13 protein-coding genes are annotated in these 12,934 nt (G+C 61.8%); 3 read left to right on the top strand and 10 right to left on the bottom strand.

Going from position 1 to position 12,934, the window contains the following annotated elements:
• Positions 1-76: 76 nt before the first annotated feature.
• Positions 77-601 (bottom strand): DMT family transporter, encoded by a 525-nt coding sequence (locus AWB78_RS12620; RefSeq protein ID WP_062604913.1) that lies wholly within the window; start codon positions 599-601, stop codon positions 77-79.
• Positions 591-1,865 (bottom strand): MFS transporter, encoded by a 1,275-nt coding sequence (locus AWB78_RS12615; protein ID WP_062604912.1) that lies wholly within the window; start codon positions 1,863-1,865, stop codon positions 591-593. Before AWB78_RS12615 ends, AWB78_RS12620 begins: the two co-directional genes overlap by 11 nt.
• A 187-nt stretch (positions 1,866-2,052) precedes the next feature.
• Here AWB78_RS12615 and AWB78_RS12610 point away from each other — a divergent pair, with 187 nt between their 5' ends.
• The 3 genes from AWB78_RS12610 to AWB78_RS12600 all read left to right on the top strand — a co-directional run bounded on the left by AWB78_RS12610 (position 2,053) and on the right by AWB78_RS12600 (position 5,645).
• Positions 2,053-2,979, top strand: coding sequence for an aldo/keto reductase (locus tag AWB78_RS12610; protein WP_063958967.1), 927 nt, complete (start codon positions 2,053-2,055; stop codon positions 2,977-2,979).
• A 188-nt stretch (positions 2,980-3,167) separates the two neighbouring features.
• Positions 3,168-4,775: an acyl CoA:acetate/3-ketoacid CoA transferase gene (locus AWB78_RS12605; protein ID WP_062604911.1), complete on the top strand. Its 1,608-nt coding sequence runs from the start codon at positions 3,168-3,170 to the stop codon at positions 4,773-4,775.
• A gap of 72 nt (positions 4,776-4,847) precedes the next feature.
• Positions 4,848-5,645 carry a 3-ketoacyl-ACP reductase gene (locus AWB78_RS12600; RefSeq protein ID WP_062604910.1) on the top strand — a complete coding sequence of 266 codons (798 nt, stop codon included), beginning with the start codon at positions 4,848-4,850 and terminating at the stop codon, positions 5,643-5,645.
• Between the two features lie 117 nt (positions 5,646-5,762).
• Here the strand turns inward: AWB78_RS12600 and AWB78_RS12595 are convergent, their stop codons facing one another.
• From AWB78_RS12595 to AWB78_RS12560, 8 genes are all read right to left on the bottom strand, one after another.
• Complete coding sequence (locus AWB78_RS12595) at positions 5,763-6,578, bottom strand: IclR family transcriptional regulator (RefSeq protein WP_063958966.1); 816 nt, start codon at positions 6,576-6,578, stop codon at positions 5,763-5,765.
• 24 nt (positions 6,579-6,602) lie between these two features.
• Entirely contained in the window at positions 6,603-7,406 is an 804-nt protein-coding gene (locus AWB78_RS12590; protein WP_062604908.1) for a shikimate dehydrogenase family protein, read from the bottom strand.
• Positions 7,403-9,025 carry an acyl CoA:acetate/3-ketoacid CoA transferase gene (locus tag AWB78_RS12585; protein WP_062604907.1) on the bottom strand — a complete coding sequence of 541 codons (1,623 nt, stop codon included), beginning with the start codon at positions 9,023-9,025 and terminating at the stop codon, positions 7,403-7,405. Before AWB78_RS12585 ends, AWB78_RS12590 begins: the two co-directional genes overlap by 4 nt.
• A 65-nt stretch (positions 9,026-9,090) precedes the next feature.
• Positions 9,091-9,942, bottom strand: coding sequence for a fumarylacetoacetate hydrolase family protein (locus AWB78_RS12580; protein WP_062604906.1), 852 nt, complete (start codon positions 9,940-9,942; stop codon positions 9,091-9,093).
• Positions 9,943-9,970: 28 nt separating this feature from the next.
• Entirely contained in the window at positions 9,971-10,711 is a 741-nt protein-coding gene (locus AWB78_RS12575; RefSeq protein WP_074173432.1) for a DUF4286 family protein, read from the bottom strand.
• A 16-nt stretch (positions 10,712-10,727) separates the two neighbouring features.
• Positions 10,728-11,522, bottom strand: a complete 795-nt coding sequence (locus tag AWB78_RS12570; RefSeq protein ID WP_062604904.1) for an enoyl-CoA hydratase/isomerase family protein — start codon at positions 11,520-11,522, stop codon at positions 10,728-10,730.
• Between the two features lie 33 nt (positions 11,523-11,555).
• Positions 11,556-12,407, bottom strand: a complete 852-nt coding sequence (locus tag AWB78_RS12565; RefSeq protein WP_232477680.1) for an ABC transporter ATP-binding protein — start codon at positions 12,405-12,407, stop codon at positions 11,556-11,558.
• Positions 12,404-12,928, bottom strand: coding sequence for a MaoC/PaaZ C-terminal domain-containing protein (locus tag AWB78_RS12560; protein WP_232477679.1), 525 nt, complete (start codon positions 12,926-12,928; stop codon positions 12,404-12,406). The genes AWB78_RS12565 and AWB78_RS12560 overlap by 4 nt, the downstream gene beginning before the upstream one ends.
• Between the last annotated feature and the right edge of the window lie 6 nt (positions 12,929-12,934).

The following is a 12,934-nucleotide window of genomic DNA, read 5'->3' as shown; positions in this document are numbered from 1 at the left end:
TCCGGAACTGTCGTCGCGTGATGGCGCGCCGCATCCGTTGCTGATTGCGTTTCTGGAAGCGGCGGCGCGCCGTTCATCAGCGTAAGCGCCCGCTTCGAAAGCGGGCGCTTACGCAAAAGCTCGAACTTAGCTGATCGTCGAACGCGAACAACGCGGCATCGACATTCCCGCCGATGCCACGATCAACACACGCTTGCCGCTTCGACGTCTTGATCAAGCGAGCGCGAAGCAATAGTGCCGAACTCAACATCTGCAGCTTGATGTTCTTCGTGCGAAACAGCGTCCAAACGTCATGGCGCGCCTGCCAGAGTCCGAGCAAGACCGCCTGGCAGACGTATCGCAAGAAGAGCAGGATCAGGAGCGGGACAGTCGCGCCGATCAATTTCACGGTTGTATCGCACGCGGCAAATACGGCCGTTGCTCCGATCATGATGAGGATGCCGGAGCCAGCAGCCCCTCCCCGCAATGGGGCGTCCGCTACGCGATCTATCGTGGCCATGTTCTGTTGGCGGTCACAATGCCTCGGATCGATGAAAAAGCTGAGGCCTCTCGCTGTGGAGTCGGAAGCATCGCTGCTTCCTGCGTCCTCTTCACGCTTCACGGTCGATCTGCGACAGGTCGATACCTTTGGTTTCCCGGGCGAAGCGCAAGATCACCATTCCAGCCATTGCCGCGACGACGGTGAACAGAATGATCCCGAGCGCCATGGAAAGAGACAGGCGATTGATCGTGGATAGCACGATGAACGGAGCCAGGCCGCCCCCGATCACACCGAAGTTGTAGAGGAAGCCAACGCCGGATGCACGCACGTCGCGCGGAAGATTTTCCGTGAGTATCGTGCCCCAGATGCCCGACGATCCGACCAGAAAAAAGCCGCTGAGAAACGAGAAAATCATCGCGATGGCAGGGCTGTGCGCGCTCAGGACGACACCCGTCACGCAGGCGGATCCGACGCCGATCATGAGCGAGATGGCGAGACGCCGCCCTAGCCGTTCAGCGATGAAGCCCGACGCGACGAAGCCGAAAATCTGCCCCGCTGCGGAAGCCATTGCAATCGCGCTGATGACCGATGCAGGCAAGTCGAGCGTCTTGAGATAAGTCGGCAGCAGTGCCTGAAACGGCCAGGAGCCGAAACAGAGCACGAACATCAGCATCGACAGATAGGCGACGCGGCCCGGATAGCGCTTGAACAACTGGCGAACCGGATTGTTCGAAGCAAGCTTGCTCGACGAAGCCCGGCCTTCCTTCCACGCAGCCGACTCGGGCACGAAAATGATAATGAAAAGCCCGAGCAGGAGCGCCGGAGGCAAACCCACGAAGAACATCCCGCGCCAGCCGAAAGTCGGATAGATGAATTCGTAGGCGAGCGCGGCGCCGATCGCACCGACGCCCCAGCCGGTATCGAGAATGCCGATTCCGATCGCCCGATGCCGTTCGGGCCACGATTCCGCGACCATGGCGGCGCCGAGCGAAAATCCCGGCGCCATGCCGAAACCGAGCAAGAGGCGAAAAACGGCCAGGGAAAGAAAGTCCCAGGATAAACCGGTAGCGACCGCCCCGGCCGTGAACCAGGTCAACGTAATGAGCAACGGTATCTTGCGTCCGATCCTGTCGCTCAGTCCACCGAAGGCAAGGCCGCCGATCCAGCGCACGCCATACGTTGCGAGCAGCAGCAAGGATGCCGTATCGAGCGACACGCCGAATGCGCGTGCGATATCACCGAGGACGAACGTGATCGCCAGGAAATCCAGCGCGTCGTTCACCCACACGCCCCACGCCGCCACGAGCACTCGCCATTGCGACGCCGTGATGTCTCGATACCACGGCCGGGTGGAGTCGGAAGATCTGACCACTTCAGAATGCATGCTCTCTACCTTGTTTCCAATACGACGGGCAGCTAAATGTAACCGGTATCATTGCGATGTACAACACGAAGCATTCGCTCTTAGGGAATCTCCCTAGCCGCATAATATTTCGCATCCAATAGGCCACGTTAGCGTAACGTGTCATCCTGTTTTCATCTTTATGAAACCGCATACACAAGGAGCCCGAATGAATGACGAGACAAGCGCACTTGCCGGGAAGCGAAGCCTGGGCACATTAGCCGTGATCGGCTGCTCGAAGGTGGTGGCCGGCATGTGGCGCGTTCGCGAGTGGAACATGTCCGCCGCAGCGCTCAATCGGTACGTGCAGGAAAGCATGGCGTTGGGCGTGACGACGTTCGATCACGCCGACATCTACGGCGGCGGCGAGGTCGAAGCGCTTTTCGGCGATGCGCTGGCACAAACGCCATCGTTGCGCGCGAAAATGCAGATCGTCAGCAAGGCGGGAATCAGGCCGCGTGGTTCATCCGCGGGTGCTGTCGGGGTCAAACACTACGATACGAGCCGCACCTATCTGCAAGCGGCGGTCGAGCACTCCTTGCAGCGTCTTAAGACCGATCATCTCGATCTGTTTCTCATTCATCGCCCGGACCATCTCGCTAACAACGACGAGATCGCCGATGCCGCCGAAAGCCTCATCCGGGAAGGCAAAATTCGCGCGTTCGGCGTGTCGAATTTCACGACGCGACAGTTCGATTCTCTGCGCGCCAAAGTCGCCCTCGCAACCAACCAGATCGAGTTCTCCCCTTTCGAACTTCAGGCACTGGACGATGACGTCTTCACCGCGCTGTCGTCGGCGGCGGTGTCACCGATGATCTGGTCCGCGCTCGGAGGCGGACGTCTTTTCTCCGAGACCGACGAACTTGCCGTCCGGCTTCGCCGCGAACTGACCACGCTGGCGGAGAAATACAACGCGTCCTCGTGGGTATCGATCGTCTATGCGTGGATCTTCACGCTTCCCTGCGCGCCTTATGTGCTGGTGGGTAGCCGACGCCTCGAGTCGTTGCAACAGGCGGTCGATGGTTCTGGCGTGAAGCTGAGTCGCGAAGACTGGTACGCAATCCTCGAAGCCGCGCGTGGGAAACCCGTTCTGTAAGTCATTCACATTCGCGAACCGGTTACATTCTCAAGAGATCTCACTGCTCTACTGATCTCGAATCTCTATCAAAGACATAAATACGAGATTACCCTGATGGAGCGTCATCAGCGGCGAGACCATAATGAGACCGGTTACATAATCACCTGACGGGCACGCCCTGCCCTCTCCCGGAACCCGAGAACGCCATGCAACGAATCACCCCTGACGAAGCCGCGAGCCTGGTGCGTACGGGCGACACCCTGCTGATCAGCGGATCGGGCGCCGGGCATGCCGTACCCGAGGCATTGCTCGAGGCAGTCGGACAGCGGTTCCGTCACGAACAGCAGCCGCGCGACCTCACCTCGATCAGCGTGGTCGGAATCGGAGACCGCATCTCGCTGGGCGCCGATCATCTCGCGCAGGTCGGGCTGATCAGGCGCGCCATATCAGGCGCGCTCATCGACTCGCCCGGCCTGCTGAAGATGGCGGCGAGCGATCTGATCGAGGCCTACACGCTGCCGCAAGGCGTCCTCTCGCAACTCATGCGCGAAATGGCCGGCGGACGACCGGGACTGATCACGAAGACGGGGCTGCATACTTTCATCGATCCTCGCCAGCGCGGCGGCCGGCAGAGCCCGAGGACGGAAGAACAACTCGTCGAACTCATCCACCTCGACGGCGAAGAGTGGCTTCGCTTCAAGCCGCTTCCCATCGATGTCGCGTTTCTCCGTGGCACGACCGCCGACGAGGACGGCAACATCACCATGGAGCAGGAGGCCGTGCTGGGCGAAATGCTCGCCATGGCACAGGCGACTCGCCGTGCAGGCGGCGTGGTCGTCGTGCAGGTGAAACGCATGGCGCGCAGCGGCACGCTGCCGCCCAAGCAAGTCAAGATTCCAGGCATTCTGGTGGATTTCGTCGTGGTCGAGCCGGAACAGCGCCAGACCTACGCCACCGATTACGATCCGAGTTATTCGGGCGAATTGCGCGTGCCGGTTGCCGAGATCAAGCCCATTGCGTTCGGCCCGCGCAAAGTCATCGTGAGACGGGCGGCGATGGAGTTGTATCCGTCCGCCATCTGCAATCTCGGAGCCGGCATCTCGACGGGATTATCGACCGTCGCGGCCGAAGAAGGACTGCTCGATGCCGTCGTGCTCACGAACGAACAAGGATTGATCGGAGGCGCGCCCATCACGGGCCGTGACTCGGGCGGCGCGCAGAATTTCGCCGCCATGATCGAGCAGACATCACAGTTCGATTTCTACGATGGCGGCGGCCTCGACCTCGCCTTTCTTTCCTTCGCGGAAGTCGACGCGCAAGGCAACGTCAATATCAGCCGCTTCGGCGACAAGATCGTCGGGGTCGGAGGCTTCGTCAATATCAGCCAAAACGCCAGGCGCGTTATTTTCAGCGGCACTTTCACGGCAGGCGGACTGGATGTGCAATGGACGCATGGCCGCGCGACCGTCGTTCGCGAAGGACAGCATCGCAAGTTCGTCAGCGCGCTCGAACAAATTTCCTATAGCGCCGCATTCGCGAGACAGCGCGGAAACTCCGCGCTGTTCGTGACGGAGCGGGCCGTGTTCCGGGCTGGCGCGGCGGGTCTCGAACTGATCGAGATCGCGCCGGGCATCGATATCGAGCGCGATATCTTCGGGCAAATGGCATTCAGGACGCCCGTCGCATCCGATGTGCGCGAGATGGACGTCCGGCTCTTCGGCACTGGCCTGATGGGTCTCGCCGAGGACATGTCACGCAAGGAGCGACGCTATCGCTCCGAGCGGGTTGCCGAATGGTCGCGCACGCATGGCTGACAGGTTCGCCGGCTTTCACGCTGTGGCGAAAGTTGTTTTCGGGACAATCATTGAATACGGGTAAAGCACGTGATGAGGACCATTGAACCTTTCGAGGATAAGCCGTCACGCGTTGCTATCGTGACCGGCGGAAGACGCGGTCTCGGCGCGGCGATGGCCAAGGCTTTAGGCGCGGCCGGATTCGATATCGCGATTGCGGATCTCGTGTGCGATGACGATGCAAACGAAACGCTTCAGGCAATCCAGTCCGAAGGTCGACGAGCGGTCTTTTTTGAAGCCGATATCGCGGACATCGACCAGCACGATGCATTGCTGGATCAGGTGCAGACGTCCTTGGGCGCGGTTGCGTGCCTCGTCAATAACGCCGGAATCAGCGTGGAGACGCGAGGCGATCTGCTGGACGTGACGCCGGCGAGCTTCGACAGACTCATCGATGTCAATCTTCGCGGAACATTTTTCTTGTCGCAGAAACTGGCGCGCCGTTTCGTTCACGGCCATTCGTCGCGCGAGTGCTTTCGTTCGATCATCAACATTTCATCGGCGAATGCATTTCTGGTCGCGACCAACCGGGCTGAATACTGCATATCGAAAGCTGCGATCACGACCTTGACCAAGCTGTTCGCAGCGAGGCTGGCGGAGTTCGAAATTCCCGTATACGAAGTTCGCCCCGGCATTTTCCAAACGAAAATGACCGAGGTTGCGAAGAACGACTACGACCGGAAGATCGACCGGGGCTTCTCTCCAGTCGCGCGATGGGGGCGCGAGGAGGAGCTCGCGAAGGCCGTCGTGTCACTGGCGACGGGCTGTCTTCCATTCAGCACAGGCGAGGCCATTCATATCGATGGCGGGCTTCATATCCATCGCGTCTGACTTGTTCGCATCATCACCTGAAGCGGTACCTTCGCAAAGATCCTCATCATGAGCATTGAGCCGCCTCCATGACCGGATCGGCGGCTTCCTGGCTGAGACGCGTGCGCGACCGTTACCTCACGCAGCGATCATGTTGCTCGCGCTGGAGAACTTGCTGGGACGAGTACGCAGCGGCCAGAAGGATGCCAGCTCGGTCGCGGCCTGCATGACCAAAGGCGCCATCTCGGCAATGCGGCTTTCCGTCATGCGCGCGCTCGGTCCCGCCACGCTGACGACGCCGAGCGCGGCGCCGCCGTCCGGTGGGCGAATGGCCGCCGCCAGCGCACTCACGCCCGGCTCGCCTTCGTTCACCGCGATTCCGTATCCGCGATTCCTGGTCGCCTCGATCTCATGCAGAAGCGCGTCCAGTGAACGAATGACGTTCGGGCCGTACTTCTCCGAATCGCCGAATCCGACACGCAACACATTTTCCGCCGCCTGTTCAGTGGCCAACGTAGCGAGCCATGCCTTGCCGGTGGCCGTCGCGTGCAGCGGAACCGTGTTGCTTCCCAGCGTGGGTTGATAAAGCAGGCCGCCCGTCGCGCCCTGAGCGTGCGCGACCCATGTCAACGACGATCCGTCGACCACCGCCAGCCGGACAAACTCGCGGGACTGGCTTGCGAGACGATCGACCAGCGGCTGACAGATATCCGGGATTCCCGTGGCCACGAAAAACCGCTGCCCGAGGATTGCCAGCCGCATCGAGAGTCGATAGAAACCGGTCTCCGCGTCCTGTTCGGCCCATCCGAGGTCGACCAGCGTCGCGAGCAATCGATGGGCACCACTTTTCGCCAGATCGAGTCGCGTTGCGATTTCACCGAGCGGCATCGCAACAGCACCGTCTGCGAGCAATTCGATGATGTCAAGGCAGCGCTCTGCGGGAATATGAGCCATAAGATTACCGGTCAAAAAAAGATACTACGTGCGTGGGACGAAGAAGTTCATGATGGCGTCGATCTGGCCGGAGTGCATGTCCCGGCCATCCGCCCACTGACAGCCATGATCGAGCGCCGCTTGAATGAAAGCCGTCGGCGACGAGGACAGAACGACATCGCCGATCAGCGTGTCCGAGGTCAGCGCGCCCAGATCGCCCGGCAGGCCGTCGTCCGGGCGCATGCCAACCGGCGACGCATTCACGATCATGTCGATATCGCTGCGATCCTCGCTTGCGGCCTGCACATCGCACTCGGGAAACACCTTCGCCAATGACGCAATGAGCGATTGGGTCTGCCGTGGGTCCGGATTGACGATACGAATCGACTGCACGCCGGCGTTGGCCAGCGCGCATGCGATAGCGCTTCCCGCCCCGCCCGCGCCGAACTGCAGCACGCGCCGGCCGCGAACACGCGCGCCCTTCGCAAGAAGACCGCGAACGAAGCCTTCGCCGTCGAACATGTCGCCTGTCCAGGAACCGTCGGCTTCGCGCCTCAACGCATTGACGGCGCCAATGCAGGAGGCCGTGGGTCCGAAGCGGTCCGCGAATGCCGCCACGCGCGCTTTCAGGGGCGCCGTGACGAGCAGGCCATCGAGATTGCCCAGGGCCATCAACGCCGGGATGATCTCAGCGCATCGGTCGGCGGACACTTGCATCGGGACCAGAACGGCATCGATGCCGGCGGCCGCGAACTGTTCCGTGTACACCTGCGGCGAGCGCACTTGAACGATCGGATCGCCGACGATGCAGAACAACCGGGTCTTCCCCGTGATAGCAAGCGCGCTCATCGCTGGACGCCTCCATCGCGGGAATTATGCCACTTCGCCACGCGCTCGGACCGGTAACGCCGCGCCTTGCCGTGCACGTCCGCGCCAAGCCCCATGAGCGCGGGATCGAAGATGCGCGCATCCATTTCCTTGAGCGCCTTCGACACGGCGGGCCTGAATCCCATGTGCGCGATCACGTCACGTTCCACATCGATGCCGGGTGCAATCTCGATCAGTTCGAGCCCATGTTCGCCGATCGTGAACACCGCGCGTTCGGTGACGAAGAAGGCCGTCTGACCCTTAGCGCGCGCCATCGACGCGCTGTAGCAGATCTGCTCGAGCATCGGCACGAATTTCCGATGCCGCCCCTCTTGCCTGATGATCGTGCGGCCCTGCTCCCAGCCCACGTCGAGCTCTCCCGCGGTCAAGGTGCCGCTGAAGACCATGCATCGCGCATTCGAGCTGATATTGATGAAGCCGCCCACTCCGATGATCTTGTCGCCGAAGCGGGACACGTTGACGTTGCCCTGCGCGTCGACCTCGGCGAACGACAGGAACGCGACGTCCAGTCCGCCGCCATCGTAGAAATCGAACTGCGCGGGCTGCTCGATCATGGCCGCGAAATTCTGGCCGCCGCCGGAATCTCTTCCGGTGATCGGCGCGCCGCCGATGATCCCCTGCTCGTTGGTCAGATAGACCGCGTCGAGCAGCCCTTCTTCCGCGGCCACCGTCGACAGGCCCGTGGAAATGCCCGCGCCGAGATTGCAGATCGCGCCGGGAAAAAGCTCCATCGCCGCGCGTCTGACAATGACCTTGCGGGGGCCGAACGGCAAAGGCCTGATGCCTTCCACCGGAATCCGCAGTTCGCCGGAGTAGCTCGGATCGTAGTACGTCGCGTAGGTCTGCCGCTGTTCCGTATCCACGACGACGAAATCCACCAGAATGCCGGGGATCTTCACGTGTTTGGCCGGCAAGGTCCCGCGCCTGGCCATCCGCTTGACCTGAACCACGACGATGCCTCCGGCGCGGCGAGTCGCCTGCGCCATGGCGAGCATTTCACCGAGGACCGCTTCCTCTTCCATCGTGATGTTGCCGTCTTCGTCGGCGGTCGTCCCGCGAAGGAACGCGACGTTGACCGGCACGGGCTTGAAAAACAGCCACTCCTCTCCCGCGAGGTCGACGACTTCGACAAAGCCCTCCGGCGTGCGCGGACTCTGACGAGCGCCTTGCTGGCGCGGGTCGACGAACGTGTGCAACCCCGTCTTCGTCAGGAGACCCGGACGGCCCGCAGCCATATCGCGCATCAACTGCGACAGTACGCCTTGAGGAAAGGTGTAAGCCTCGATCTTGTCTTCCGCTGCGAGAAGCACGAGTCCGGGCGAATCGACCAGCGCGCTCGTGATTGCACGATGCAACAGGCCTTCGTGCGCCAGATGGCTTGCGCCCAACGCCGCGCGATCGCCCACGCCCACTACGCTGACCGATGTCAGTCCCTGTGGCTTGTTCTCTTCGAGAAAACGCCGCTCCACGGCCGCAAGCAACGCCTCCGGCACGGCATGGCCGCCGCCCGATCCGCTGATGAGGATCGCGTCCCCGTCCTCGACCAGCTTCGCCGCTTCGTCTGCACTTATTCTTTCCATGATCCGCTCAGTCTTTCGTGGTCACTCGACGTACCCGGCGACTTCCCGCGAAGCCGCCACGCCGATCACTGTTCGCCCCAGCGCAGAACGCGCTGCTCCTGCACACCCAGCCCATCGACGCCGAGCCGCATCACGTCGCCGGGCTTGAGATAAGCCTCCGGCTTCATGCCGAGGCCGACACCCGGCGGCGTACCGGTGGTGATGATGTCGCCCGGTTCCAGGGCCACGTACTGACTCGTGTCAGAAAGAATCTTCGCGATGGAGAAAATCATGTCGCTCGTCGACGAGTTCTGGATGCGCTTGCCGTTCAGTTCGAGCCAGAGTCCGAGGTTCTGCACGTCGGCGATTTCATCGGACGTGACCAGCCACGGACCGATGGGACCGAAGGTCGGAAACATCTTTCCTTTCTGCCACTGGCCGCTTCGTTCGAGCTGGAACTCGCGCTCCGAGACATCGTTGCAGATGAAATAGCCCGCGATGTAATCGAGCGCCTCGGACTGTTCGACATAGTGAGCGCGCTTCCCGACCACGAAGGCAAGCTCCACTTCCCAGTCGGTTTTCGTCGAACCTTTCGGAAGGAGCACCGGATCGTTCGGACCGGACACGCAGGACGGCGCCTTGCTGAAGATGATGGGGTCGGTCGGAATCGGCGCGTTCGTCTCGATGGCATGCTGAACGTAGTTCAGGCCGATGGCCAGAAAAGTCCCCGGTCGCGCGACGCACGATCCAAGACGCGTATCGGCGGCAACGACCGGAAGGCTCTGCAGGTCGATCGTCTTCAACTGCCGCAGGCCGTCGCCGGCGAAGAAACCGGGATCGAAATCCTTGCAATGGTCGCCGAGGTCGCGAATCTGGCCTTGCGCGTCGATGATGCCCGGGCGCTCCTGGCCGGGTTGCCCGTGTCTTACGAGTTTCATTCGCAGTCTCTCTTGAGTGGTCCAGCGTTCAAATTTCCGCCGGCGCATGTGCGAGCCGGCAGATTTCCATCGAATACGTCGTGCCGTCGGGGCGCACCTTTACGCCGAGCGATTCGAGCTTGCGTGCGTCGAGCAGATCGCGGGCGCTTTCGGCCGCCTGCGGCGTGGTCGCTTCGACGAGCACGACCCACGCGGGCACGTCGAACTCACGCGTGCTCGACTCGGCGGTGTCGATATGACTGCCGGATTGATCGGCCATATAGAGATGGCACGCGACGATGCTCGTAAGGGCCACGGCACGCGGAAACACGTCCGTGCACAGATACGCCTTCATCGCTTCGGCCCGCGCCGCGGGCACGTCCAGGCGCAATGCCAGCACGTGGCCCCCGCTGCTCGAACCGACCGAGTGCACGATTCGACATACCGCCCGCGATGTATTGCGGAAGTAGCGCAGCGTATCGACCGTTGCGGGCGTCGGCGCGTTCAGGCGTTCGAGATAGGCCGGCGACACCACCACGTTCAGATCGACCGCCTCGTACATCGTCAGCCATTCGGGCGAGTGACCCGAGCGGACATACCGGCGTCCGCGCCGGAAGCCCGGAATCGAAAGCCTTTCGGGGATGTGCTCCTTGTCATGCCATTGATAAAACTGCTCGCGGCCCTCGGAGGTCACATCGTTCCAGACGAGAACCGCGCCGTCGCCGAGCAAGGCCGTGTCAGCGGCTTGCGCGTTTTCAGTAATAACGATTTCCAAGTTCATCTCACTCATGGTCTTTGCCTGCGCCTTAATGGCCTTTGAACGACGGTGGGCGCTTCGAGAAGAACGCGTCCACACCTTCATGCAGGTCTCTGCTGTCGAAGATCTTCTGCAGCGCCACGGTCGACATCGACAAGCCCGCATCGAGCGGGAAATCCTGCGCGGCATCGACGAGTTGTTTGGCGAGGCGGTTCGACACCGGCCCGCGCGCGGCGATGGTTCCGGCGAGTTCGAGCGCGGCAGCCAGCGCGGTTCCGTCGCGCGTCACGCGATCGACCAGACCCCACGACAGCGCCTGATCGCAATCGATGGTCTCGCCGGTGAACAGCATCAGCTTGGCTCGCGCCGGGCCGACAAGGCGCGTGAGCCTCAGCGAACCGCTGCCGGCCAGTCCGCCCAGACGCGATTCGGTCAGTCCCATCGTCACGCCGTGCCGCGCGACGCGCAGATCGCACGCCAGCGCGAGTTCGAGCCCGCCGCCGAGCGCTGCGCCGTCGATGGCCGCGATGGTCGGCATGGGCAGGCGCGCCAGTTGCCGAAGCACCATGTCCTCGAAAAGGATCTTCTTTTCGCTGGCCTGCTCGCGAATGCGCGCGAATTCCTTGATGTCGCTGCCCGCGCAAAAGGCGCGCGACTGACTTCCGTGCAGAATCAGGCAACGGACATCATCCATCGCGGACACTGCCGAGAATGCCTCGTTCAACTCGCGCAGCAAGTCGGATGTGACCAGATTGAGCGGCCCGTGGCTGATTCCCACGGTGGCGATAAAGCCGTTCACTTCGGTCGTGACCAGCCGGCTGACGTGTTCCGTTGCTGTGCTCATGTCGTCCTGTCGCTTTCCTGTCGCCTGCCGGTTTTACGATGCGGCGGACGTGGCTTTGGGCACCTCGATGCCGTGCAGCACGCCCATGCGTTCGAAATGCCCGTAAATGCGGTCGACGTAGGCCGCGAATTCCGGCGCGTCGCCGAGCACGATGGGTCGCGGACGCGGCAGATCGACCGTGATCTCGTCGACCACCTCGCCGGGATTCGGGCTCATCACGAAGATGCGGTCCGACAATCCCACCGCTTCTTCCACGCTGTGCGTAATGAACACGACGGTCGGACGGCGACGCAGCCAAAGCGCCTCGAGATCCATCCGGACCTGAAGCCGGGTCAGCGCATCCAGCGCGCCGAACGGTTCATCCATCAGAATGACGGACGGATCGTGGACCAGCGTTCTGACAAGCGAGACGCGCTGCCGCATGCCGCCGGACAACTGCCTCGGGTACTTCTGCATCGCATGCGTCAGACGCAATTGCTCGAATAGATCCTTGGCGCGCGCCTCGATTTTTTTCTTCGGCAAGCCGCGAATGTCGGCCTGCAGCATCACGTTTTCGAGCGCCGTTCTGAATTCGAGCAGCAAGTGATCCTGGAACGCGATCCCGACATCGGTGATCGGCTTCGTCACCGGCTTGCCGCCGACCAGAATGTCGCCCTGACTCTGCTTGAGCAGACCTGCGACCATCAGCATCAGCGTGCTCTTGCCGCATCCGGAAGGACCGACGATGGAGACGAACTCGCCCGGCTGGATGTCGATATCGACTTCCTTGAGCGCCTGAAACGGCTTGTCGCTGTCTTCGCCGAAGGTCTTGGCGACGCGTCGGATACTGATCGTCACGCCCGACTTCGTCGCGGCGTCCCGCTGTTCGGCAACCTGGTTACTCATGACTTGCGCTCCTCGCCGCTCGCGGCGGACGCATTGCTTGCTGCGACAGCAGAAAGGGGAACCTTCGACACCAGCAATGCCTTCTTGCCTCGCTGAACGACTCGATCGTCCTGATCCACGACCGTGACATCGAAGGTCGCGATGGCTTGCGTCGGTCTCGACTTGCTCTCGCGAAGCTCGCTGATTTCGTAATTCACGAAGATGGTGTCGCCGACAAAGATCGGATTGAGGAACTTCCATTCGTTGATGCCGAGGAACGCGATCGCGGTTTCGCGCAACTCGCCCGTGCGCGCCCACATCAGGCCGTGCGCATAGGCGAGCCCGAGCATGCCGTGGGCGACACGTCGGCCGAACTGGCTGGCTTTCGCGTACACATCGCTCGTATGAAGCTCGGAAAAGTCACCCGTGAGGCCCGCGAATCCAACCAGGTCCGCATCGGTGATCGTTCGTCCGGGGCTGCGAAATTTCAGACCGACTTCGAGGTCCGAGTAACGCAGTCCCATGTTTCGCTGTTCAGTCATGACGAT

Origin of the sequence: Caballeronia calidae (assembly GCF_900044055.2) — a bacterium.
Taxonomy (GTDB): domain Bacteria; phylum Pseudomonadota; class Gammaproteobacteria; order Burkholderiales; family Burkholderiaceae; genus Caballeronia; species Caballeronia calidae.
This window is presented reverse-complemented; position numbering and strand designations above follow the sequence as displayed.